Genomic DNA, 22,806 nt, shown 5'->3' on the forward strand with positions numbered 1-22,806 from the left:
GCTGTTGGAGAATGCGCCATGACCATCCAGAACGCCTTCTACGCCCAGTCGGGCGGTGTCACCTCCGTGATCAACGCCTCGGCCTGCGGAGTGATCGAAACCGCGCGCCGGCACCCCGACCGGATCGGCAACGTCTACGCCGGCCGCAACGGCATCCTCGGCGCCTTGACCGAGGACCTGATCGACACCGGCAAGGAGTCCGCGGAGGCCATCGCGGCACTGCGCTCGACGCCGGCGGGCGCGTTCGGATCGTGCCGCTACAAGCTCAAGTCGCTGGAGAAGAACCGTCGCGAGTACGAGCGCCTGATCGAGGTCTTCAAGGCGCACGACATCGGCTACTTCTTCTACAACGGCGGCGGCGATTCGGCCGACACCTGCTTCAAGGTGAGCCAGCTGTCGGAGTCGCTCGGCTATTCGCTGCAGGCGATCCATGTGCCCAAGACCATCGACAACGACCTGCCGCTGACCGACTGCTGCCCCGGATTCGGCTCGGTCGCGAAGTACGTCGCGGTGTCGACGCTCGAGGCCTCGCTGGACGTGCGCTCCATGGCCGCCACCTCCACCAAGGTGTTCGTGCTCGAGGTGATGGGGCGCCATGCGGGCTGGATCGCCGCAGCCGGCGGACTTGCGGCGGACCACGGCATTCCGGTCGTGATCCTGTTCCCCGAGATTCCCTTCGACCAGCCGGCCTTCCTCGCCCGCGTGGATGCCCTGGTGAAGCATCACGGTTACTGCACCGTGGTCGTGTCCGAGGGCTGCCACCATCCGGACGGCACCTTCCTGGCCGAGCAAGGCTCGAAGGACGCCTTCGGCCATGCCCAGCTCGGCGGCGCCGCGCCGGTGGTGGCGCAGATGGTCAAGGATGCGCTGGGCTACAAGTTCCACTGGGCGGTCGCCGACTACCTGCAGCGTTCGGCGCGGCACATCGCATCGGCCACCGACGTTCGCCAGGCCTATGAACTCGGTCAGAGCGCGGTGCAGCTCGCGCTGGCGGGCCACAACGCCGTGATGCCGACCATCGAGCGCACCTCGGACGTGCCCTACGCCTATCACATCGGCAGCGCCCCGCTCGATGCCGTGGCCAACACCGAGAAATTCATGCCGCGCGATTTCATCTCGAGCGACGGCTACGGCATCACCGACAAGTGCCGGCGCTACCTGCTGCCGCTGATCCAGGGCGAGGACTACCCCGCATACCGCGACGGGCTGCCGGTCTACGTGACGCTGGCGAACGCTGCGGTCCCCAGGAAGCTGGCGACGTTCGAGATCGCATAGATGGGCATTGCGGCAGCGCCGGACCCCTCACGCTGCCCGCTGTGCGGCGAGTCGAATCGCTGCGCAATGGAAGTCGAACGTGAAACGGGCCAGCCGCAACCCGCCTGCTGGTGCATGCGGGCCGACTTCAGCGCCGCGCTGCTGGCCCGCGTACCCGTCGAACAGCGAGGGCTCGCGTGCGTCTGCGCGCGCTGCGCGGCGCTGGGGGCGGTTCAGGGCTGAGGGTCCGGCGCGGGGCCCGGCAGGGGCTCGCCGCGCTCGCGCTGCTCGGTGATCACCTGGTGGATGAACTGTAGCTTGCCGACGGCCACACGCGGCAGCACGAAGGGGTAATAGTCCGGCTGGCCCATGCTGCGCGACAGCTCGTTGAGCACATTGGTCAGGCGCACCCACCCGTTGAGGAAATCCAGGAAATTCGCCGCATCCGGATGCTCGGGCTGCCAGAGATCGGCCGTGTCGAAGAGGTCGCTGGTGAGTTCGACGTTGCGCGCATCGACGCCGAAGCTCATGGCCGTGTCGACGGTGTCCGCCATGTGCAGGTAATGGGCCCAGGTCTCGGCCCAGTCTTCCCAGGGATGGGCGCTGGCATAGCTCGTGACATAGCGGTCGGCCCAGTCGGGTGGCGGGCCGTTCTCGTAGTGATTGCGAAGGGCGGTGGCGTAATCGGCCCGCTCGTCCCCGAAGAGTTGGCGGAAGCCTTCGATCCACGGCGCGGGAAAGACCAGCAGGTCCCAGTAGTAGTGGCCGATTTCATGCCGGAAATGCCCCAGCAGCGTGCGATAGGGCTCGCGCATCTCGGCGCGGATGCGTTCCCGCACGGCGTCCTCCGCTTCTTCGGCGTTGAGCGTGACTACGCCGGCCTCATGGCCCGTCATCACGTGCGGTCCGCCGGGCATCTTGCTCAGGAAGTCAAAAGCCAGGCCGTGCACCGGATCGCTCAAGCGCGTGACGACAGGCAGGCCCAGCGCGAGCAGCTGCGAGATCAGGCGGCGCTTGGCGAGTTCGAGCTTGCGCCATGAGACGTCATTGCCCTCGGCCGAAAGGTCGGGGATGGTTCGCGTGACGCTGCACGACAGGCAGAAGCCCGGCGCGAGGCCATCGATATGGAATGCCGGGCCGTCGCCCTCGCGCGGCGCGGGGACCATCCAGTTGCAGCCCGCGGCGGTCATCAGATTGGCGCAGCGGCGGTATCTCTTTCCATGGGTGTCGCCGAACACCGTGAAGGTGTCGGGCTCCGCATCTTCCTGGGTAACCGGCGCGAGCGGCACCACGCCCAGGCGCTCGATCACATAGCCCAGCGGCGTGCGGCAGGCCAGGCACTGGCTGTTGCCCAGGAACACGGGGCGCCCGCACTGGCATTGGTAGGCGCGGCTGATGCTCGGCGCCTGCAGGTCCGCGGCGAGCGAGGGCGCGGTCTGGTTGCCGGTTTCGGGGAGCTCGGCGGGGTCGCGGTCTTGGGCTGGGGATTCCATGCGGGTCTTCTTCTGGCGTCGAGATGGGACAGCCAAAGCATTTTGAGGCGCGCAATGCACGGAGCCGGCGCGGAAACACCGATATCCTTGTAGGACGGCCGAACCAGCCAATCCACCCGATGACCCAGACCCCTACCCAATCGCTGAGCGCCCGCTACGGCCCGCGCTATCGATGGCTCCTCCTCCTGTCGGTAATGGTGGGCACCATGGCGTCCATCATGTCCTCCACGATCGTGAACGTGGCGATCCCGGGTATGAGCCATCACTTCTCGCTCGGGCAGGAACGTGCGCAATGGGTCAGTTCGGGCTTCATGGTCGCGATGACGGTGTCGATGCTCACGACGCCGTGGCTGCTCTCGCGCTACGGCTACCGCCGGACCTACGTGGGCACGATGGTCCTGCTGCTGACGGGCGGCGTGGTCGGCGGACTGGCGAATCACTTTCCCGTGGTGCTGATGGCACGGGTCGCCGAGGGGCTCGCGGCCGGCGTGGTGCAGCCGATTCCGGCCATCATCATCCTGCGGGCCTTCGAACCGGACGAACAAGGCCGGGCGAGCGGCATCTTCGGCATGGGCGCGGTGCTCGCGCCGGCCATCGGGCCGAGCATCGGCGGCGTGCTGGTGGACCTGTTCGGCTGGCGCTCGATCTTCTTCATGGTGGTGCCCTTCTGCGTGAGTTCGATCTGGCTGGCCTACAAGTTCGTGCCGACCACCGCCCCGGGCGGCGTGGTGGCCGCGCGCAGCGGCGGGCTGGATTGGCGCGGCCTCGCACTCGGCACGCTGGGCACGCTGTGCCTGCTCAACGGGCTGGTCGCGCTGCGCGGCGATTCGCCGACCCAGGCCGTGCTGCTGCTGACGGGCGCGTGCCTGGCGTTCGCCGCGTTCATCACCTGGCAGAAACGCTTCGCGGCGGCCGGCGGCTCGCCGCTGATGAACCTCGAACTCTTCCAGTACCGGCAGTTCGCGATGGGCAGCATCGTCGCCTTCATCTATGGCACGGCGCTGTTCGGCTCGACCTACCTGCTGCCGGTCTACATGCAGGTGGCCCTGCAGCTTTCGGCCTCGCACGTCGGCACGATCCTGATGCCCGCGGGCTTCGTGCTGGCGATCACCATTGCCGGGGTGGGCCGACTGGCCGACCGGCAACCCACCTGGCTGCTGGTGAGCATCGGGCTCGCGCTGCTCGCCGCCTCCTTCGCGCTGATGATGGCGCTGCGGCTGAACAGCGCGGTCTGGCTGATCGCGCTCTTCGCGATCGTCGGGCGCCTCGGGCTGGGCTTCATCCTGCCTTCGCTGAACCTGGGATCGATGCGCCCGCTGGCCAAGGTGCTGATTCCGCAGGGCGCGAGCGCCATCAACTTCCTGCGCATGCTCGGCGGCGCGGCCGGCGTGAGCATGTGCGCGGTCGTGCTCGAATGGCGGCTGGCCGCCCATGGCGATTCGCTGGCCAATCCGCTCACCAGCACCGCGCGGCTCGCCGCCTTCGACGAGGTGTTCGCCCTGCTGGCCGGTCTGTGTACGCTGGCGATCTGCGCGGCATGGCAGTTGCGCGAAGGTCGCACGGCCGCCGTGCCCCAACAGGAGGCTTGAGACATGTGCCAGTTGCTCGGAATGAACTGCAACACGCCGACGGACGTGACCTTCAGCTTCACCGGCTTCGCCCAGCGCGGCGGACGCACCGACCACCATGTCGACGGCTGGGGCATCGCCTTCTTTGAGGACCGGGGCCTGCGGCATTTCGTCGACCACCTGCCGGCCTGCGAATCGCCGGTGGCCGACCTGATCCGGCGCTACCCGATCCGCAGCCGCAATGTCATCGCCCACATCCGCAAGGCCACGCAGGGCGCGGTGAACCTGCAGAACTGCCACCCCTTCGTGCGCGAGTTGTGGGGCCGCTACTGGGTGTTCGCCCACAACGGCGACCTGAAGGACTACAGGCCGCGGCTGCACGGCAGCTTCCGTCCGGTCGGCAGTACCGACAGCGAGCACGCCTTCTGCTGGCTCATGCAGGAGCTCGCGAAATCGCACGCCGGCGTTCCCAGCGTCGAGGAACTCACGCTCACGCTGCGTGAACTGGCGCCGCGCCTGGCCGCCCGGGGCACCTTCAATTTCATGCTCTCGAACGGGCAGGCGCTGTGGACCCACGCCTCGACGCACCTCTGGTACGTCGAACGGCGGCACCCCTTCGTGAGCGCCCAGCTCTCGGACGAAGACCTGAGCATCGACTTCGCCCAGCACACCACGCCCAAGGACCGCGTGGCGGTAGTGGTGACGGCGCCGCTCACCAACAACGAGAACTGGACCGCCTTCGCACCCGGCGAGCTGGCGGTGTTCGTGGACGGCTGCCGAGGCAGCTGAGCGGCGCCCTACGCTGGCTTCAACTCCGCTTCGAGCGCATCGATGAACATGGCCGGCACGTCGAAGCCGGTCTGTTCGGTGATTTCCTGAAAGCAGGTCGGGCTGGTCACGTTGATCTCGGTGAGCGAACCGCCGATGACGTCGAGCCCGACCAGCAGCAGGCCTCGCTTGCTCAGCACCGGGCCGATGGCCTCGGCGATCCGGCGATCCTGATCCGTCAATGGCTGCGCCACGCCCTTGCCGCCCGCAGCCAGGTTGCCGCGCACCTCCGTGCCCTGCGGAATGCGCGCGAGGCTGAAAGGCACGGGACGGCCGCCGATCACGAGCACGCGCTTGTCGCCCTGCGCGATCTCGGGCACGAAACGCTGCACCATGATCGTCTCGGCCCCGTGCTTGTTGAGCGTCTCGACGATCGACCCGAGGTTCAGCCCGTCCGCCTTGACCCGGAAGATGCCCATGCCGCCCATGCCATCGAGCGGCTTCAGGATGATGTCCCGGTGCTCGGCGTGGAAGGCTCGCACGGCGGCCGCGTCACGCGTGACCAGGGTCGGCGTGGTGAACTCCGCGAACTCCATGATCGCAAGCTTCTCGGGGTGGTCGCGCAGCGCGCGCGGCTTGTTGACGACGCGCGCGCCTTCGCGCTCGGCCTGCTCGAGCAGGTGAGTGGCGTAGATGTATTCGGCGTCGAAAGGCGGGTCCTTGCGCATCAGCACGACGTCGAAGGCATGCAACGGGCTCTCCCGGACCCCCTCGTCGCGGAACCAGTCGTCGGGGTCGCCCGTGAGTACGATCGCCCGTGATTTTGCGGTCACCGGCTGGCCGCGTTGCCAGCTCAGATGGTGCGGTTCGCAGGCCGAGACGGTGTGGCCGCGCCGCTGCGCCTCCCGCATCATCGAGAAGGTGGTGTCCTTGTAGATCTTGAACTGCTCGAGCGGATCGGCGACGAAGAGGATGTGCATGTCAGGAGGTCTTTCCGGCGGTCGGCGATGAAGCCTTGGAAGGTGGCGCCGCATTCGCTGCGCGCGCCTCTTGCTTGATCTTGCATGCAGGCGCGATTTCCCTGCTTGCGAAGGGTCTGCGGCCCAGCTGCTGGATACCGAGCGCCATGGCGCCGGCCACCACGCCCCAGAAGGCGGAGCCGATGCCGGCAATGGTGACGCCCGACAGCGTGACGAGGAAGGTGATCAGCGCGGCCTCGCGGTGCGATTCCTCGCGCACCGCCGCCGCGAGCCCCCCGCCGATGGTGCCGAGCAGCGCCAGGCCTGCGATCGCCGCGACGAGCTCTTTGGGAAAGGCCGTGAGCAGACCGGTCACGGCGGCGCCGAACAGGCCGATCACCACGTAGATCGCGCCGCAGCTCACCGCGGCCGTGTAGCGCCGCGCCGGATCCTCGTGCGCCTCGCGTCCCATGCAGATGGCCGCGGTGATGGCACTGAGGTTGAGCGCGAAGGCGCCGAAGGGTGCGAGCACCAGCGTGGTGAGCCCGCTGAGGGTGATGAGCCTGGAAACCGGCAGTTCGTAGCCCGCGGCGCGGATGGCCGCGACACCCGGCAGGTTCTGCGATGCCATGGTGACCACGAACAGCGGCAGCGCGAGGCTGACCGCCGCCTGCCAGGTGAAGACGGGCATCGTGAACAGCGGCATGGCCAGGCTGAAATGGGCGGCGCCCCAGGCCAGTTCACCGCGCGCGCTCACGAAGAGTGTTGCGACCAGCAGCGTCAGCGGCACCGCGTAGCGCGGCAACAGCCGCCTGCCGACCAGGTAAGTGCCGAGCATCACCAGCACCAGCGGCAGGGCCGTTCTGGCCGCGAGAAAGGCTTCCAGACCGAAGCGCGCAAGCACACCAGCGAGCAGCGCCGATGCGAGCGCCATCGGGATTCTGTTCATCACGCGCTCGAACCATCCGGTGGCCCCCGCGAGAGTCATCAGCAGCGCGCAGACGATGAAGGCGCCCACCGCCTCGCCCATGCCGTAGCCGGCACCGGCGACCGCGAGCACCGCCGCCCCCGGCGTGCTCCAGGCGATCATGACGGGTTTGCGCCACCACAGCGAGGGCAGCGCCGACGCCAGCCCCATGCCGAGCCCCAGCGCCCACATCCACGAGCTGATCATCTCCGGGGTGGCGCCAAAGGCGCGCGCGGCCTGGAAGACGATCGCCACGGAACTCGTGAAGCCCACGAGCACGGCGACGAATCCCGCGGTGAAGGCCGAGAGGCTCAGGTCCTTGAAGAATCGCATGCGGGCGATTGTGCCGGAGCGGTCGGGAGCGCGTTCAACGGGGCTGGAGGGCTTCCTTCACGAGCAGGACCACCCCCGCGACGAGCAGGATGCATAGCAATACGATGACCACATACCCCACCAGCTTCTCGACACGATCGACGGTCTTTTCGCGCTCGCGGCGCAGCGGACTCTTGCCCAGGAACCAGACCATCGCGCCCACGGCGAGAAACAGGAAGAACCAGGCGCCTGGGTGAACCGTCTCAACCGACATGAAGGTCTCCTTTCAGCGACGGGCAATCCCGCCTGAATGGAAACGAATCACCCGCCGCGTGCGCGGCTGTGCCCTGCAGTCCCTGCATCAATCTCTCCCCGACCTGGTTTTGTCGAGGCGCGACGATACCCGAGCACGGATGCGCAGGAAAGGCCCGTTCAGATTTCGATCTTCGATCCGAGCTCGACCACGGCGTTGTTCGGCAGCCCCAGGAAGTCGGCCGCGCCGCTCGCGTTGTGATGCATCTGCGCGAAAAGCTTTTCGCGCCACGGCGCCATGCCGCTGCCCAGGGTCGGTATGACCACGTCGCGCGACAGGAAGTAGCTCGTCGTCATCGGTTCGAGCTGACATCCGCGCAGACGGGCATGCTCCAGCGCGCGAGGCAGGTCGACGTCATTCTTGAAGCCATAGTGCACCACCACCTGCCAGCAATGGTGGCCCAGGGGTTCCATCTCGATGCGCTTGTCCATGGGAATCCACGGCACCTCGTGATTGCGCACGGTGACGAAGAGGTTCTGCTCGTGCAGCACCTTGTTGTGCTTGAGGTTGTGCAGCAGCGCATTGGGGACGACCCCCGGCTCCGCCGTCAGGAACACCGCCGTGCCGTCGACGCGCGCCGGCGGGTTGACGAACACCGAGTCCAGGAAGCCGCGCAGGTCGATGGCCTCCTGCAACTGCATCTTGCCCATCAGTCGCCGGCCTTCCTTCCAAGTCAGCATCAGGGTGAAGATGGCGCCGCCGATCATGAGCGGGAACCAGCCGCCTTCGAACAGCTTGAGCAGATTGGAAGCGAAGAACAGGAAGTCGACGATGAAGAAGGCGCCGGTCGCGCCGATGCACAAGGCCAGGGGGTACTTCCAGGCATAGCGGATCACGAAGAAGGTCAGCACGGTCGTGATCAGCATGTCGGTGGTCACGGCGATGCCGTAGGCCGCCGCCAGGTTGCTGGACGATCGGAACATGACCACCGCGAGCACGATCGCGACGAACAAACCCCAGTTGACGAACGGGATGTAGATCTGTCCCGCAGTGCGCACACTCGTGTGCTCGATGTTCAGCCTCGGCAGGTAACCGAGCTGGATCACCTGCCGCGTGACGCTGAAGGCGCCCGTGATGAGCGCCTGCGATGCGATCACCGTGGCGGCCGTGGCGAGCAGCACCAGCGGCACCAGCGCCCACTCGGGCGCCATCATGAAGAACGGGTTCTTCACCGCCAGCGGGTTGCCCAGCAGCAGCGCGCCTTGCCCGAAATAGTTGAGCGTGAGCGCCGGCATCACGACCGAAAACCACGCGATGCGGATCGGCCGCTTGCCGAAATGACCCAGGTCCGCGTAGAGCGCTTCGGCGCCAGTCACGCACAGCACGGTCGCACCCAGGATGATGAAGCTGGTGACCGGATTGCCCCACATGAAGCGCAGCGCATAGTGCGGACTCAGCGCCTTCAGGATCTCCGGATGGGTCATGATCTGCGACACGCCGAGCAGCGAGATCACGAGGAACCAGGCCAGCGTGATCGGGCCGAAGAAGCGCCCGATGCCGGCCGTGCCGCGCTTCTGCACGGCGAAGAGACAGAAGAGCACCACGAGCGTGATGGGTATCACGTAGTGCATGAACTGCGGCGACACCACCTCCAGGCCTTCGACCGCCGACAGAACGGAGATGGCCGGCGTGATGACGCCGTCCCCATAGAAGAGCGAAGTGCCGAAGATGCCGACCACCAGCAGCACGTGGCGCAGGCGAGGCTTGTCGGCGACGGCCTGTGAAGCCAGCGCCAGCATCGCGACCAGTCCGCCTTCGCCTTCGTTGTCGGCCCGCAGCACCAGAACGACGTACTTGAGCGAGACGATGGTCGTCAGCGTCCAGAAGAACATCGACAGGATGCCGTATACATTCTCGATCGTGAAGGGGACGCGGCCGTGTCCGAATACCTCCTTGACCGCATACAGGACGCTGGTGCCGATGTCGCCATAGACGACGCCGATGGCCGCGAGAATCAATGCAGCGGCGGAGGATTTGGAGGGAGACACGAAGTCGTTGCACAGGGTCGCTGGGGGTGATGAGGCACCCGCCGGGGCGCGTCGACAGCCTCGTCCGGCCGTCGCATCGCCCTCCGCCCTCTCGTTTGCGTTGCTGTGGGGCCGCTATTTTGCCGTCACCAGGAGGCCCCGCAAGGCGCGCCTGGAAATCATTCGTAGATTTCGGCGTCCGGATTGGTCGCTTCCAGCTCGTAACTGGCCGCCACCATGGCCAGGCGGCCGATCACGCCGTACATGTAGAACCGATTGGGTGCGCTCGCGCCGGGCTTCGCACCAGGCTGCGGTAAGTGCGCACTCTCCGAAAAAGCCAATGGAACGAAGCTCGCACCCGGCAGGTTGAGGTTCTCATCCGGATTGCGCTCCGCATGCACGCGGTAGAAGCCGCCCACCACGTAGCGGTCCATCATGTAGACCACGGGCTCCGCCACGCCGTTGTTGACGCGCTCATTGGTGAGGACACCCTCCTGCACGATCAGGTCATCGGGCGCCTGGCCCTCCCGCAAGGGGCTGGCCTTGGCGCGCGCCCTGCGGCCCAGCGCTTCGAGTTCCTTGACATCGCGCACCGTCATCACGCCCAGGCCGCGCGCACCGTTGTCGGCCTTGACGACCACGAAAGGCTTTTCGTTGATGCCGTACTCCTTGTACTTGCGGCGTACCTTGGTGAGCAGCGCATCCACGTGGCTGGTCAGCACGTCCATGCCCGAGCCGTCGGCGAAATTGACACCCGCGGCCTTGGCGTACATCGGATTGATCAACCAGGGGTCGATGCCCAGCAGCTTGCCGAAGCGCTTGGACACTTCTTCATAGCTGTGGAAGTGATTGCTCTTGCGCCGCACCGACCAGCCGGCGTGCACGGGCGGCAGCAGGTACTGCTCGTGCAGGTCTTCCAGGATTCCCGGCGTTCCGGCCGACAGGTCGTTGTTGAGAAGGATGGTGCAGGGGTCGAAGTTCTTCAGGCCCAGGCGGCGCTTGCTGCGCACCACGGGCTCCAGGCACACCGTTTCGCCGTTCGGCAGCTCGATCTTCTTGGAGGTCTTGATCGCCGGATCGATCGAACCCACGCGCACGTTGAGCCCCGCCATATGGAAAATGCGCACCAACTGGGCCACGTTGGCAAGGTAGAAGGTATTGCTCGAGTGGTTCTCGGGGATCACCAGAAGGTTGCGCGCCTCGGGGCAGATCTTCTCGATGGCGGCCTGCGCGGCTTGCACAGCCAGGGGCAGCATCTCCTGCGTCAGGTTGTTCCATCCGCCCGGGTAGAGGCTGGTGTCGACCGGCGCCAGCTTGAAGCCCGCGTTGCGAATATCGACCGAGCTGTAGAAGGGCGGCGTGTGCTCCATCCATTCGAGCCTGAACCAACGCTCGATGGCGGGGGTGGAGTCGAGAACGCGCTGTTCGAGTTCGTTGATGGGGCCGGTCAGGGCGGTGACGAGATGGGGAACCATGCGGCGGCCTTGTTATACGAATTCTGCGACAGAGGGAGACTGGAATTGTAGGATTTGGGGACGGCCGTCCATATGACAAGCATCGTCCGCGCCGCCCCTGACCATGCGATCAGGTTCGCACTTCACCCTGGCCGAGCACCACGTACTTGAGCGAGGTGAGTCCCTCGATGCCCACCGGCCCGCGGGCGTGAAACTTGTCGGTGCTGATGCCGATCTCGGCGCCCAGCCCGAACTCGAAACCATCGGCAAAGCGCGTGCTCGCGTTGACCATCACGCTGGCCGAGTCGACCTCACGCAGGAAGCGCTGCGCATGCATGTGGTCGCGCGTGACGATGGCGTCGGTGTGGTGGCTCGAATAGCGGTTGATATGCGCGATGGCTTCGTCCACGCCTTCGACCACCTTGATGCTGATGACCGCGGCCAGGTATTCCTCGGACCAGTCGGCCTCCACGGCGTCGACCACCGCCGCGCCCGGCACCAGGGCGGCATCGGCGCGCAGGATGCGCGCCGCGACGGGATCGCATCGCATCTCCACGCCCTTGGCCGCGAAGATCGCGCCGATCTCGGGCAGGAAGCTCTCGGCCATCGAGGCCGCCACCAGCAGGCCTTCGGCGGCGTTGCAGGGGCTGTACTTCTGGGTCTTGGCGTTGTCGACGATCTTCAGCGCCATGTCGATCTCGGCGGTGTCGTCCACATACACGTGGCAGTTGCCGTCCAGGTGCTTGATCACCGGCACCTTGGCTTCGCGGCTGATGCGCTCGATCAGCCCCTTGCCGCCGCGTGGAATGATCACGTCGACATATTGCGGCATCGCGATCAACTGCCCCACGGCCTCGCGGTCGGTGGTCTGCACCAGTTGAACGGCCTCCAGCGGCAGGCCCGCTTCGGCCAGCGATTCGGACACCAGCTGGGCCAGCGCCTTGTTCGACTCGATCGCCTCCGAGCCGCCGCGCAGGATCGCCGCGTTGCCGCTCTTGATCGCGAGGCTCGCAGCCTCGATGGTCACGTTGGGGCGGCTCTCGTAGATCATGCCGAACACCCCGATCGGAACCCTCATCTGGCCGACGCGGATGCCGCTGGGCTGCTGCCGCATGCCGATGACCTCGCCGATGACGTCGGGCATGGCGGCGAGTTGCTCGCAGCCGAGCGCCACGGTCTCGATGACCTTCGGCGTGAGCCTGAGCCGGTCGATCATCGGCGCCGACAGGCCGGCGGCCTTGGCGCGCTCGATGTCGCGCGCATTGGCCGGCGCCAGAGCCTCGACGCTTTCGCGCAGGCGGCGCGCAAGGGCCCTGAGTGCCTTGTTCTTGGTGGCGGCGGGAGCCCGTGCCATGAGGGCCGAGGCGGTCTTGGCCTGCAGGCCGAGAGCCTGCACGTGTTCGTTGACGTTGAAGGCATTCATGCGGGCATTTTCCCACGTGCCCAGACCGGTCGGCGCGCAAGCCCGGAAACGCGTTGTTCGCAAAAGAAGAACAACGGGCGCGTGGCGTTCTTCCGCCGCCCAGGTCAATTCAAGCCCGGGCCGACACTGCGCATGCCCGGCACAGCATGAGCGCGAGGCGCTGCAACGCCTGCCATCCGTTGGCAGGCCAGTCGGGCTGCTTCAGGCCCTTCACGATCCCGTCGACCACATGCGCCGCGCGCAGCATGCGCGCGAGTGCACGGTCGTCCAGCCGCGGCAGCACCCGCTCGAAGGCGCGCTCGCGCGGCCCCCAGATGCGGTTCTCGCGCAGCGCCATCGGCAGCGGCCGGCCGGCAGCCATGGCATCCTTCACGCGCTTGAGGGCGCGGATGTCCTCGGCGAGCGCGTAGTGCACCAGCACCTCGGCCTCGCCTTCGGCCTGCAAGCCGTCGAGCATGCGCGCGACCCGCTGCGGATTGCCGGCCAGCACCGCCTCGGAGAGTTTGAAGACGTCGTAGCGCGCGACGTTGTTGACGGCGGCTTCCACCTGTTCCCAGCCGAGTTCGCCCGCAGGATGCAGCAGCGCGAGCTTCTGGATTTCCTGGTGCGCGGCGAGCAGATTGCCTTCGACGCGGTCGGCGAAGAACTGCAGCGTGCGCTGGCCCTCCTCGCCGCCCTTCACGCGCTGGCCCTGCCGCGCAAGGCGCTGTGCGATCCACTGGGGCAGAGCCGCGCGCTCGATGCTTTCGATCTGCAGGCTGACGCCGTTGTTATCCAGGGCCGCGAACCATGCGCCGGTGCGCGTGGCCTTGTCCAGCCGCGGCAGCAGGACCAGCGTCAGGGTGCTGTCGTTGCCCTGCGCGGCCTCGGCGATCTGCTGCAGCGCGACGCTGCCGTCCTTTCCCGGCTTGCCGGAGGGGATGCGGATCTCGACGATCTGCCTGTCCGCGAAAAGACTCAGCGATCCACCGGCGGCCAGCACCGCGCTCCAGTCGAAATGCGCGCCGGCCACGGTGTGGACGCTGCGCTCCGTGTAGCCCTGCGCGCGCGCGGCGGCGCGGATCGCATCGGCCGCCTCCTGCGCAAGGAGCGGCTCGTCGCCATGGATGGTGTAGAGCGGCTTGATGCCCTTCTGCAGATGGGCTTCCAGCTGCGCGGAGCCCAACTGCATCTAGAGCTCCTTGATGGCCGCGAGGCGGCGCATCGTCTGCTGACCGATGTCGCTGAGCATGTCGCGAAACAGCAGTTCGGTCTCGCCTTCCTTGCCGAGCGCCTGGGTCTCGTTGTAGGTGATGTCGCGCTGCTGCTGGATGTCGGTCGGCGGCAGCAGCTCCTTGCCGGCGGGCGTGCGCACCTTGAAGCGCAGCGTCAGCCGCAACTGCAGCTCGCGCGTCTGGCCCGCGGCATTGCTCGAGACCACGATCTGCTCGCGGTTCTCGCCGAGGATGTCGAGAATCGCTTCGGCCGTGTTGGCCCGCTCGGCCGGGATGATCTCGACGGTCCCGCCCGAGCGGATGTTGCGCCGCAGGTAGTTTGCGAACGACGAGCTGCCCGGTATGGAGAGTGTCTTGAACGCATAGACCGGCGCCTTGCGCAGTTCGAAACCGCAGCCGGCCAGCGAGAAGGCGGCGACGGTCGAAACGGCGAGGAGAAAACCGCGGCGCGGCGGGGCATGGCGCGGGGTGGGCATGCTTCTCACAGCACCACGTTGACCAGCCGCCCGGGAACCACGACCACGCGCTTGGGCGTGGCGCCTTCGGCATGCCTGGCGAAGACTTCGCTCGCCAGCACGATCTTCTCGATCTCCTGCTTGGAGGCCGTGGCCGGCACGCGCAGCGATCCGCGCAGCTTGCCGTTGACCTGAAGCATCAGCTCGATCTCGTCCTGTTCGAGCGCGGCCACGTCGACCACCGGCCAGGGCGCGTCGAGCAGTTCGCCCATTTCCTCGCCATAGCCGAGCTGTTGCCAGAGCTGGTGCGTGATGTGCGGCGTTGCGGGATAGAGGCAGCGCAGCAGGATGCCCAGGCCCTCGTGCACCGCTGCCCGGTCGCCCGTGTTGGCGGGATCGGCCTTGAAGCCCTCCAGTGCGTTCAGGAGCTTCATCGCGCCCGAAACCACGGTGTTGTACTGCATGCGCTGGTAGTCGTAGTCGATCTGGCGCAGCACGGTGTGGATCTCGCGCCGCAGGGCCTTGGCTTCATTGCCGAACGCGCTGGGCCGGCCCGGCTTGCCGGCCTCGGCCATGCGGGCGTGCATCGCCACGCCGAAATTCCAGACCCGGCGCAGGAAGCGATAGCTGCCTTCCACCGCCGCATCGTTCCACTCGAGCGTGGCCTCCGGCGGCGCGGTGAACATGGTGTAGAGGCGCGCGGTGTCGGCGCCATACTTCTCGATCAGGTCCTGCGGGTCGACGCCGTTGCGTTCGCTCTTGCCCATCTTGCCCACGCCGCCGTACTCGACGCGGGTGCCGTCGGCCGCCGTGCCGCCGCTGATGCGACCCTGCGCGTCGAGCACCGGCGTCACTTCGGAGGGCGGGAAGTAGTCCTTGCCGCCCTTCTCGTTGCGCTTGTAGAAGATGTGGTTGAGCACCATGCCCTGCGTGAGCAGCTTGGCGAAGGGCTCGTCGACCTTCACCAGGCCGAGGTCGCGCATCACCTTGGTCCAGAAGCGCGCATACAACAGGTGCAGGATCGCATGCTCGATGCCGCCGATGTACTGGTCCATCGGCATCCAGTACTTCGCGCCATCACCCACCATGGCCTCGTCGTTCTGCGGATCGCAGTAGCGCATGAAGTACCACGAGCTGTCGACGAAGGTGTCCATCGTGTCGGTCTCGCGCCGCGCGGGCTTGCCGCAGGTGGGGCAGACGACGCCGGCGTGGAAGCCTTCGTGCTTGGCGAGCGGGTTGCCCGAGCCGTCGGGCACGCAATCGGTCGGCAGCACGACCGGCAGGTCCTTCTCGGGCACCGGCACCGCGCCGTGCTCCTCGCAATGAATGATCGGGATCGGCGTGCCCCAGTAGCGCTGGCGGCTGACACCCCAGTCGCGAAGGCGCCAGGTGGTCTGCATCTCGCCCAGGCCCTTCTGCCCGAGCGCATGCGCCACCGCCTTGACCGCCACGGCATGCGACATGCCGCTGAAATTGTCGGAATTGATGGTCACGCCGCGCTGCTTGTCGGCGTACCAGTCCTGCCAGCGGTGGTAGTCGAAGTGCGGCTCGTCGTCGACCAGCACGACCTGGATGATCTCGATGCCGTACTTGTTGGCGAAGGCGAAGTCGCGCTCGTCATGGGCGGGCACGCCCATCACGGCGCCGTCGCCATAACCCATGAGCACGTAGTTGCCGACCCACACCGGCACCTGCTCGTCGGTGATGGGGTGCTTGACCGTCAGCCCGGTGGGCACGCCCTTCTTTTCCTGCGTGGCGAGTTCGGCCTCGGTGGTGCCGCCGCTCTTGCATTCCTCGATGAAGGCGGCGACCTTCGGGTTCTTCGTGGCGGCATGCACGGCGAGCGGGTGCTCGGGCGCCACGGCACAGAAGGTGACGCCCATGATGGTGTCGGCGCGCGTCGTGAAGACGTACATGCGGCCGCCCTGGATCAGTACGCCCTTGTCGTCCTTGATGTCGTGCGTGAAGGCGAAGCGAACCCCCTCGCTCTTGCCGATCCAGTTTTCCTGCATCAGCTTGACGCGTTCGGGCCAACCGGGCAGCTTGTGCTGCGTGTGGTCCAGCAGCTCTTCGGCGTAGTCGCTGATCTTGAGGTAATAGCCCGGAATCTCGCGCCGCTCGACGGTGGCGCCGGTGCGCCAGCCCTTGCCGTCGATCACCTGTTCATTGGCGAGCACCGTCTGGTCGACCGGGTCCCAGTTGACGAACTGCGTCTTGCGGTAGGCGATGCCCTTCTCGAGCATCTTCAAGAACAGCCACTGGTTCCACTTGTAGTACGCGGGGTCGCAGGTCGCGATCTCGCGGCTCCAGTCGATGGCGAGCCCCATGGCCTGGAGCTGGCCCTTCATGTAGGCGATGTTCTCGTAGGTCCACTTGGCCGGCGGCACCCCGTTCTTGAGCGCCGCATTCTCGGCCGGGAGGCCGAACGCGTCCCAGCCCATGGGCATCAGCACGTTGTAGCCGCTCATGCGCAGGTAGCGCGTGAGCATGTCGTTGATGGTGTAGTTGCGCACGTGGCCCATGTGCAGCTTGCCGCTGGGGTACGGCAGCATCGAGCAGGCGTAGTATTTCTTCTTGCGCGCGTCCTCGGTCACGCGGTAGGCATCGGCGGCTGTCCAATGGGCTTGGGCGGCCGACTCGACGTCACTGGGTTTGTAGCTGGGGTTCATTGGACTTGGGGCAGGCCCCGGCGGCAGGCGGCTGGGGGAAGGCGGATTATCGCGGGTCCCGCGTGGCCCGGTTCTCGCATGCCACAATGATTTTCGAATCGATAGGGGCACGCATGGGCAAGGACTGGTGGCGCGGCGCGGTGATCTACCAGATCTACCCCCGCAGCTTCATGGACAGCAACGGCGACGGTATCGGGGATCTGCCCGGGATTACCTCGCGGCTCGAGTACGTGGCCGAACTCGGGGCGGACGCGATCTGGGTGTCGCCCTTCTTCCTCTCGCCGATGAAGGATTTCGGCTACGACGTCGCCGACTACCGCCAGGTCGACCCGATCTTCGGCACGCTGGCCGACTTCGACGCCCTGCTGGCCCGCGCTCACGCGCTGGGGCTCAAGGTCATCATCGACCAGGTGCTGTCCCACACCTCCAACCAGCATGCTTGGTTCCTGGCCAGCCGGGCGGGCCGCCCGGGGCCCGGCCGCCCGCAGGCCGACTGGTACGTCTGGGCCGACCCCAAACCCGACGGGACGCCGCCCAACAACTGGCTGTCGGTGTTCGGCGGTCCGGCCTGGCAATGGGATTCCCGCCGGCGCCAGTACTACCTGCACAGCTTCCTGCCCGAGCAGCCCGACCTCAACTTTCACTCGAAGGCGGTGCGGGACGCCCTGCTGCGCGAGGTGCGCTTCTGGTGCGAGCGCGGGGTGGACGGTTTCCGCTTCGATGCCTGCAACCACCAGTTCCACGACGCCCGGCTGCGCGACAACCCGCCGGCGCACGGCGGCAAGGTCAGCACCGTGCGGGTCGACAACCCCTATGCGATGCAGCAGCATCTGTACGACAAGAGCCAGCCGGACAACCTGCTCTTCCTGGAGCGGCTGCGCGCGCTGATGGACGAATACGGCACGGTGGCCCTGGGCGAGGTCGGCGACGAGGACGCCCCGCCCGTGATGGCGCGCTACACCGAGCGGGGCAAGCGGCTGCACCTGGCCTACAGCTTCAGCCTCCTGACCGGCGAGCACAGCGCGCTTCACCTGCGCTCCCAGGTCGAGGCGCTGGAGCACGCGCTGGCCGGAACCGACGGCTGGGCCTGCTGGGCCGTCTCAAACCACGACGTGCCGCGCGTCGCCTCGCGCTGGAGCGCCGGCGGCCCCGCCGACACGCGCCGCGACCGGCTCTGGCTGGCGCTGCTGCTCTCGCTGCGCGGCAGCGCCAGCGTCTACCAGGGCGAGGAGCTCGGCCTGCCCGAAGCCGAAGTGCCCTTCGAGCGGCTGCAGGACCCCTACGGCCGCGCCTTCTGGCCCGAATTCAAGGGCCGCGACGGCTGCCGCACCCCGATGCCCTGGCGGGCGGAAGCGGCGCATGCGGGCTTCACGGACGGCGTGCCGTGGCTGCCGGTGGCCGAGCCGCACATCCCGCTGGCCATCGAGCGGCAGGCCGCCGACCCGCGGTCGATGCTCCACTTCAGCCGTGCCCTGCTGCGCTGGCGACGCAGCCTCCCTCTGCTGCGCACCGGCACCATGCTGTTCCACGACGCGCCCGAACCCTTGCTCTGGTTCGAGCGGCGCGATGGGGACACCGCCTTGCAGGCGGTGTTCAACCTCGGCGCCGAGCCCGCCTCCCTGCGCCTCCAGCAGGCGCTCGCGCCGCTGGAGGGAAGCCCGTTCACCGGCGCCCGCCTCGACGGCGGCACGCTCAGCCTGCCGCCCTTCGGCGTCTTCTTCGGAGAGCCGATTGACCCTTCCTGACGACGAAATCCGCGCCCTGATGCGGGCCGAGCATGGCGATCCCTTCGCCGTGCTCGGCCCGCACGAGAGCGGCGAGGGGCTGTGGGTGCGCGCACTGCTGCCAGGAGCTCGGGCCGTGGCCGTGATGCAATCCGCCTCGGGCTGGCCGCTGGCGCTGCTCGAACGGCAGGGCAACTCCGACCTCTTCGCCGCGCTGGTTCCCGCCTCGGGGGCGCGGCTTGGCTACTATTTTCGGGTCGACTGGAACCATCACAGTTCGACACTCGAGGACCCTTACCGCTTTCCGCCCGTCCTGGGCGAGATCGACGTCTGGCTGCTGGCCGAGGGCACGCATCTGCGGCCCTTCGAGCAGCTCGGCGCGCACTTGCGCGAAATCGACGGCGTGCGCGGCGTCGCCTTCGCCGTCTGGGCGCCGAACGCGCGCCGCGTCTCGGTGGTGGGCGACTTCAACCAGTGGGATGGACGGCGCCACATGATGCGCCTGCGCCGCGAGTGCGGCGTCTGGGAGATCTTCGCGCCCCACCTGGCGGTCGGCGACAGCTACGAGTTCGAGATCCTCTCGGCGCAAGGCGAGGTGCTGCGCAAGGCCGATCCCTTCGGCTTCTCCGCGCGCCTGCGCCCCGACACCGCCAGCGTCGTGCACCCGCTTCCGCCGCCCGCCAAGGTACCGCAGGGACGTGCCGAGGCCAACGCACGCGGCGCGCCCATCAGCATCTACGAAGTGCATCTGGGTTCGTGGCGGCGAAAGAACGGCCACGAGTGGCTCGACTACCAGGACCTGGCCGACACCCTGGTGCCCTACGCCCGCGACATGGGCTTCACGCACATCGAGTTGATGCCCATCAGCGAGCATCCCTTCGACGGCTCCTGGGGCTACCAGCCGATCGGCCTCTATGCGCCGAGTTCGCGCTTCGGCACACCGGCGGACTTCCGCGCCTTCGTCGAGGCCGCGCACAAGGCCGGCCTGGGCGTGATCCTCGACTGGGTGCCGGCGCATTTCCCGACCGACGCGCATGGGCTGGGCCGCTTCGACGGCACCGCGCTCTACGAATATGCCGACCCGCGCGAAGGCTTCCACAACGACTGGCAGACGCTGATCTTCAACTATGCGCGCACGGAAGTGCGCAACTATCTGGTCGGCAATGCGCTGTACTGGCTGGAGCGCTACGGCGTCGACGGCTTGCGTGTCGATGCGGTCGCCTCGATGCTCTACCGCGACTACAGCCGCAAGGCGGACGAGTGGGTGCCCAACGCGCAGGGCGGGCGCGAGAACCTCGAAGCGATCGAGTTCCTGCGCCGCATGAACCAGGTGGTCGGGGTCGAACGGCCCGGCGCCATCACCATCGCCGAAGAGTCGACGAGCTTTCCCGGCGTGACGCGCCCCCCCGAGGATGGCGGCCTGGGCTTCCACTACAAGTGGAACATGGGCTGGATGAACGACACGCTGGCCTATGCGGGCATCGACCCGCTCCACCGCAAGCACCATCACCACAAGATCACCTTCGGACTGATGTATGCGCACAGCGAGAACTTCGTGCTGCCCCTCTCGCATGACGAGGTGGTGCACGGAAAGGGCTCGATGATCGCGCGCATGCCGGGGGACAACTGGCAGAAGTTCGCCGGGCTGCGAAATCTCTATGGCTACCTGTGGGCGTATCCGGGGAAGAAGCTGCTCTTCATGGGTGGCGAGTTCGCGCAATGGGCCGAATGGAACGCCGAGCGCAGCCTGGATTGGCACCTGCTCGAGAACGCCTCGCACCAGGGCATCCGGCGGCTTGTGCGCGACCTGAACAACGTCTATCGGCATTTCCCTGCGCTGCATGAGCTCGACTGCGAGCCGCAGGGCTTCGAGTGGATCTGCCATGACGACGCGGACCAGTCGGTGTTTGCCTTTGTGCGGCGGGCGCGGGATGGCGGGTTCGTGCTGGCGGTGTGCAACTTCACGCCCGTGCCCCGACGGGGGTATCGAGTGGGAGTGCCTGCGGCGGGCGCCTATCGGGAGATCCTCAACACGGACGGCTCGATCTACGGCGGAAGCGGCGCGGGAAACGGCGTGCTCGAAAGCGAGCCGGTCGGATGGCATCACAGGGCCCAGTCGCTGGTCATGTCCGTGCCCCCGCTGGCGACCGTGATGTGGGTGTTGGCGTGAAGACCCCGACCCCATGCTGAGCCCTGGCAAGCCCTACCCCCTCGGCGCCGCCCCCGGCCCGGACGGCATCAACTTCGCCCTGGCGGCCCCCAGGGCGAGCGCCGTGGAACTCTGCCTCTTCGACCCCACGGGCGAACACGAACAGCAGCGCCTCCAGTTGCCGGAATGCACCAATGGCGTCTGGCATGGCCGCCTGCCCTCCGGCCGCGCGGGTCTCGTCTATGGCTACCGTGTCCACGGCCCTTGGAACCCGCAGGAGGGACATCGCTTCAACCCTTCCAAGGTCCTGCTCGATCCCTATGCGCGCGAGGTGGTCGGCCGTTACGGCGGCGAAGACGTCTTCCTCGGCCACGACCCGGCACAGCCGGCGCGGCGCGACCCGCGAGACAACGCGCCCCTCGCCCTCAAGGCCCGCGTCACGGCGCCGATGCCGGCCGCCACCGCCCGGCCCTCGCGCATCCGCGCGGCCGATCGCGTGCTCTACGAACTCCACGTGCGCGGGCAGACGCGGCTGCACCCCGACGTACCCCCGGCTCTGCGCGGCAGCTATGCGGGCCTCGCCGTGCCGGCCGTGATCGACCACCTGCAGCATCTGGGCGTCACCACCCTGAGCCTGATGCCCGTGCAGCACCGCGCCGACGAGGAGCGCCTGCTCGCGCAGGGCCTGAGCAACTATTGGGGCTACAGCCCGATCGGCTGGTTCGCCCCCGAAGCCCGCTACTGGAGCGGCCGGCCCGGCAGCACCCCCGCGAGCGAGTTCCGCGCGATGGCCGACGCCGTTCATGCGCGCGGCATGGAGCTCGTGATCGACGTGGTGTTCAACCACAGTGCCGAGACCGACGAACTCGGCCCCACGCTGAGCCTGCGCGGCATCGACAACGCGCTCTACTACCACCTGCGCCAGGACGACCACGCGCTCTACGAGAACTGGACCGGCTGCGGCAACTGCCTGAACCTCGCCGAGCCGCGCGTGGTCCAGCTGGTGATGGACAGCCTGCGCCACTGGTTCACCGAACTCGGCGTCGACGGCTTCCGCTTCGACCTCGCCCCGGTGCTGGCGCGCCGCGCGGGCGGCGCGTTCGATCCGCGCGCGCCCTTCCTGGCGGCCGCCGCGCAGGACCCGCTGCTGGCGCAGGCGCTGCTCATCGCAGAGCCTTGGGACGTCGGCCCCGGTGGCTACCGGCTCGGCGAGTTTCCGCCGGGCTGGCTCGAATGGAACGACCGTTACCGCGACGCGCAGCGCGGCTTCTGGCTGCACCGCAGCGCCGGCCTCGGCGAGTTCGCGAACCGCTTCACCGCGTCGAGCGAGGACTTCAAACACGACGGCCGCGCACCGAGCGCCAGCGTCAACTTCGTCACCGCGCACGACGGCTTCACGTTGCGCGACCTGGTCAGCTACAACGAGCGCCACAACCTCGCCAACGGCGAGAACAACCGCGACGGCAGTGGCCACAACCTCAGCCGCAACTGCGGCGTGGAAGGCGACACCGACGACCCGGCCGTGCTGGCCGAGCGCCGGCGGCTGCAGCGCGCCCTGCTGGCGACGCTGCTGCTCTCGCAGGGCACGCCGATGCTGCTGGCCGGCGACGAGCTGGGCCACACCCAGCGCGGCAACAACAATGCCTACTGTCAGGACAACGACACCACCTGGCAGGCCTGGGACCGGGCCGATGCCGGCCTCGCGGCGTTCGTCGCTCGTGTCCTGGCGCTTCGCCGCGAGGCCGCGCCGCTGCGCCATGCGAACTGGTGGCCCGCCGACACGCCCCCCGGCGCGGTGGGCCCGCGCTGGCTCGCGCCCGAGGGCCATGCCATGACCGCGGCCGATTGGGAGCGCGGCGACCGGCACGCCCTGGCGATCGTGTTCGACGCCGTTCCCCCCGCCGCGAGCTGGCTGGTGCTGGTGAACGCCGAGGAGCACCCGGTCGAGTTCAGCCTCCCGCCGGGACGCTGGCTGCACCGGCTGGCCACCGATCCCCATGACGACGACAACGCCTCCGTCCTGGGGATGGGCCCGACGGAAGGAACCCGCACCCTGCCACCCTCGAGCCTCTGGCTCGCAAATACATAGAAGCCAAACGCCCGCCGGAATGCTAGGC

The 22,806-nt window shown here is 67.6% G+C and carries 17 protein-coding genes; 7 read left to right on the forward strand and 10 right to left on the reverse strand.

All coding sequences use genetic code 11. The annotated features are described in order from the left end of the window. Positions 1-18 precede the first annotated feature (18 nt). Positions 19-1,275, forward strand: a complete 1,257-nt coding sequence (locus AC1DNF_RS27475) for a 6-phosphofructokinase (RefSeq protein ID WP_478151818.1) — start codon at positions 19-21, stop codon at positions 1,273-1,275. Then, positions 1,276-1,497 carry a cysteine-rich CWC family protein gene (locus AC1DNF_RS27480; RefSeq protein ID WP_478151819.1) on the forward strand — a complete coding sequence of 74 codons (222 nt, stop codon included), beginning with the start codon at positions 1,276-1,278 and terminating at the stop codon, positions 1,495-1,497. Here the strand turns inward: AC1DNF_RS27480 and AC1DNF_RS27485 are convergent. Continuing rightward, complete coding sequence (locus tag AC1DNF_RS27485; protein ID WP_478151820.1) at positions 1,488-2,747, reverse strand: zinc-binding metallopeptidase family protein; 1,260 nt, start codon at positions 2,745-2,747, stop codon at positions 1,488-1,490. The two genes, AC1DNF_RS27480 and AC1DNF_RS27485, sit on opposite strands and share 10 nt — an antisense overlap. Before the next feature lie 119 nt (positions 2,748-2,866). Between AC1DNF_RS27485 and AC1DNF_RS27490 the strand changes: the two genes are divergently transcribed. Both AC1DNF_RS27490 and AC1DNF_RS27495 read left to right on the forward strand, forming a co-directional pair. After that, positions 2,867-4,336: an MFS transporter gene (locus tag AC1DNF_RS27490; RefSeq protein ID WP_478151821.1), complete on the forward strand. Its 1,470-nt coding sequence runs from the start codon at positions 2,867-2,869 to the stop codon at positions 4,334-4,336. Between the two features lie 3 nt (positions 4,337-4,339). After that, entirely contained in the window at positions 4,340-5,104 is a 765-nt protein-coding gene (locus tag AC1DNF_RS27495; RefSeq protein WP_478151822.1) for a class II glutamine amidotransferase, read from the forward strand. An 8-nt stretch (positions 5,105-5,112) separates the two neighbouring features. Here AC1DNF_RS27495 and gshB read toward each other — a convergent pair whose 3' ends face one another. The 9 genes from gshB to leuS form a co-directional block, all read right to left on the reverse strand. Further along, entirely contained in the window at positions 5,113-6,063 is a 951-nt protein-coding gene (gene gshB / locus AC1DNF_RS27500) for a glutathione synthase (protein WP_478151823.1), read from the reverse strand. A 1-nt stretch (position 6,064) separates the two neighbouring features. Beyond that, positions 6,065-7,342 carry a benzoate/H(+) symporter BenE family transporter gene (locus AC1DNF_RS27505; protein ID WP_478151824.1) on the reverse strand — a complete coding sequence of 426 codons (1,278 nt, stop codon included), beginning with the start codon at positions 7,340-7,342 and terminating at the stop codon, positions 6,065-6,067. 34 nt (positions 7,343-7,376) lie between these two features. Beyond that, on the reverse strand, positions 7,377-7,595 hold the full coding sequence (locus AC1DNF_RS27510; RefSeq protein WP_478151825.1) for a hypothetical protein: 219 nt from the start codon (positions 7,593-7,595) through the stop codon (positions 7,377-7,379). A 158-nt stretch (positions 7,596-7,753) separates the two neighbouring features. Next, a complete protein-coding gene (locus AC1DNF_RS27515) occupies positions 7,754-9,622 on the reverse strand; it encodes a potassium transporter Kup (protein WP_478151826.1) in 1,869 nt (622 codons plus the stop codon). A 158-nt stretch (positions 9,623-9,780) separates the two neighbouring features. Continuing rightward, positions 9,781-11,076, reverse strand: coding sequence for a glutamate--cysteine ligase (gshA, locus tag AC1DNF_RS27520; protein ID WP_478151827.1), 1,296 nt, complete (start codon positions 11,074-11,076; stop codon positions 9,781-9,783). A gap of 109 nt (positions 11,077-11,185) precedes the next feature. Further along, positions 11,186-12,478, reverse strand: coding sequence for a glutamate-5-semialdehyde dehydrogenase (locus tag AC1DNF_RS27525; RefSeq protein ID WP_478151828.1), 1,293 nt, complete (start codon positions 12,476-12,478; stop codon positions 11,186-11,188). Positions 12,479-12,587: 109 nt separating this feature from the next. Then, positions 12,588-13,649, reverse strand: a complete 1,062-nt coding sequence (holA, locus tag AC1DNF_RS27530) for a DNA polymerase III subunit delta (protein WP_478151829.1) — start codon at positions 13,647-13,649, stop codon at positions 12,588-12,590. Then, positions 13,650-14,168: an LPS-assembly lipoprotein LptE gene (locus AC1DNF_RS27535; protein WP_478151830.1), complete on the reverse strand. Its 519-nt coding sequence runs from the start codon at positions 14,166-14,168 to the stop codon at positions 13,650-13,652. Between the two features lie 5 nt (positions 14,169-14,173). Continuing rightward, the gene (gene leuS / locus AC1DNF_RS27540) at positions 14,174-16,816 is read right to left on the reverse strand and encodes a leucine--tRNA ligase (RefSeq protein WP_478151831.1); all 2,643 of its coding nucleotides are present in this window, start codon (positions 16,814-16,816) and stop codon (positions 14,174-14,176) included. Between the two features lie 113 nt (positions 16,817-16,929). On the opposite strand from leuS, the gene AC1DNF_RS27545 reads away from it, so the two are divergent. From AC1DNF_RS27545 to glgX, 3 genes are read left to right on the forward strand one after another with little or no spacing between them, the layout of a single operon-like run. Then, complete coding sequence (locus AC1DNF_RS27545; RefSeq protein WP_478151832.1) at positions 16,930-18,561, forward strand: alpha-amylase family glycosyl hydrolase; 1,632 nt, start codon at positions 16,930-16,932, stop codon at positions 18,559-18,561. Next, on the forward strand, positions 18,548-20,710 hold the full coding sequence (glgB, locus tag AC1DNF_RS27550; RefSeq protein WP_478151833.1) for a 1,4-alpha-glucan branching protein GlgB: 2,163 nt from the start codon (positions 18,548-18,550) through the stop codon (positions 20,708-20,710). The genes AC1DNF_RS27545 and glgB overlap by 14 nt, the downstream gene beginning before the upstream one ends. 13 nt (positions 20,711-20,723) lie before the next feature. After that, positions 20,724-22,778: a glycogen debranching protein GlgX gene (glgX, locus tag AC1DNF_RS27555; protein WP_478151834.1), complete on the forward strand. Its 2,055-nt coding sequence runs from the start codon at positions 20,724-20,726 to the stop codon at positions 22,776-22,778. The last annotated feature ends 28 nt before the right edge of the window (positions 22,779-22,806 follow it).

Source organism: Variovorax sp. 01T432, assembly GCF_056398605.1.

Excerpts from the sequence above, each read along its gene's own strand:
- AC1DNF_RS27510 (WP_478151825.1), bottom strand. The coding sequence starts at position 7,595 with ATGTCGGTTGAGACGGTTCACCCAGGCGCCTGGTTCTTCCTGTTTCTC.
- glgX (WP_478151834.1), top strand. The coding sequence starts at position 20,724 with ATGCTGAGCCCTGGCAAGCCCTACCCCCTCGGCGCCGCCCCCGGCCCG.
- AC1DNF_RS27475 (WP_478151818.1), top strand. The coding sequence starts at position 19 with ATGACCATCCAGAACGCCTTCTACGCCCAGTCGGGCGGTGTCACCTCC.
- gshA (WP_478151827.1), bottom strand. The coding sequence starts at position 11,076 with ATGGTTCCCCATCTCGTCACCGCCCTGACCGGCCCCATCAACGAACTC.
- AC1DNF_RS27490 (WP_478151821.1), top strand. The coding sequence starts at position 2,867 with ATGACCCAGACCCCTACCCAATCGCTGAGCGCCCGCTACGGCCCGCGC.
- AC1DNF_RS27535 (WP_478151830.1), bottom strand. The coding sequence starts at position 14,168 with ATGCCCACCCCGCGCCATGCCCCGCCGCGCCGCGGTTTTCTCCTCGCC.
- AC1DNF_RS27545 (WP_478151832.1), top strand. The coding sequence starts at position 16,930 with ATGGGCAAGGACTGGTGGCGCGGCGCGGTGATCTACCAGATCTACCCC.
- AC1DNF_RS27525 (WP_478151828.1), bottom strand. The coding sequence starts at position 12,478 with ATGAATGCCTTCAACGTCAACGAACACGTGCAGGCTCTCGGCCTGCAG.
- AC1DNF_RS27505 (WP_478151824.1), bottom strand. The coding sequence starts at position 7,342 with ATGCGATTCTTCAAGGACCTGAGCCTCTCGGCCTTCACCGCGGGATTC.
- AC1DNF_RS27495 (WP_478151822.1), top strand. The coding sequence starts at position 4,340 with ATGTGCCAGTTGCTCGGAATGAACTGCAACACGCCGACGGACGTGACC.
- holA (WP_478151829.1), bottom strand. The coding sequence starts at position 13,649 with ATGCAGTTGGGCTCCGCGCAGCTGGAAGCCCATCTGCAGAAGGGCATC.
- gshB (WP_478151823.1), bottom strand. The coding sequence starts at position 6,063 with ATGCACATCCTCTTCGTCGCCGATCCGCTCGAGCAGTTCAAGATCTAC.
- leuS (WP_478151831.1), bottom strand. The coding sequence starts at position 16,816 with ATGAACCCCAGCTACAAACCCAGTGACGTCGAGTCGGCCGCCCAAGCC.
- AC1DNF_RS27485 (WP_478151820.1), bottom strand. The coding sequence starts at position 2,747 with ATGGAATCCCCAGCCCAAGACCGCGACCCCGCCGAGCTCCCCGAAACC.
- AC1DNF_RS27480 (WP_478151819.1), top strand. The coding sequence starts at position 1,276 with ATGGGCATTGCGGCAGCGCCGGACCCCTCACGCTGCCCGCTGTGCGGC.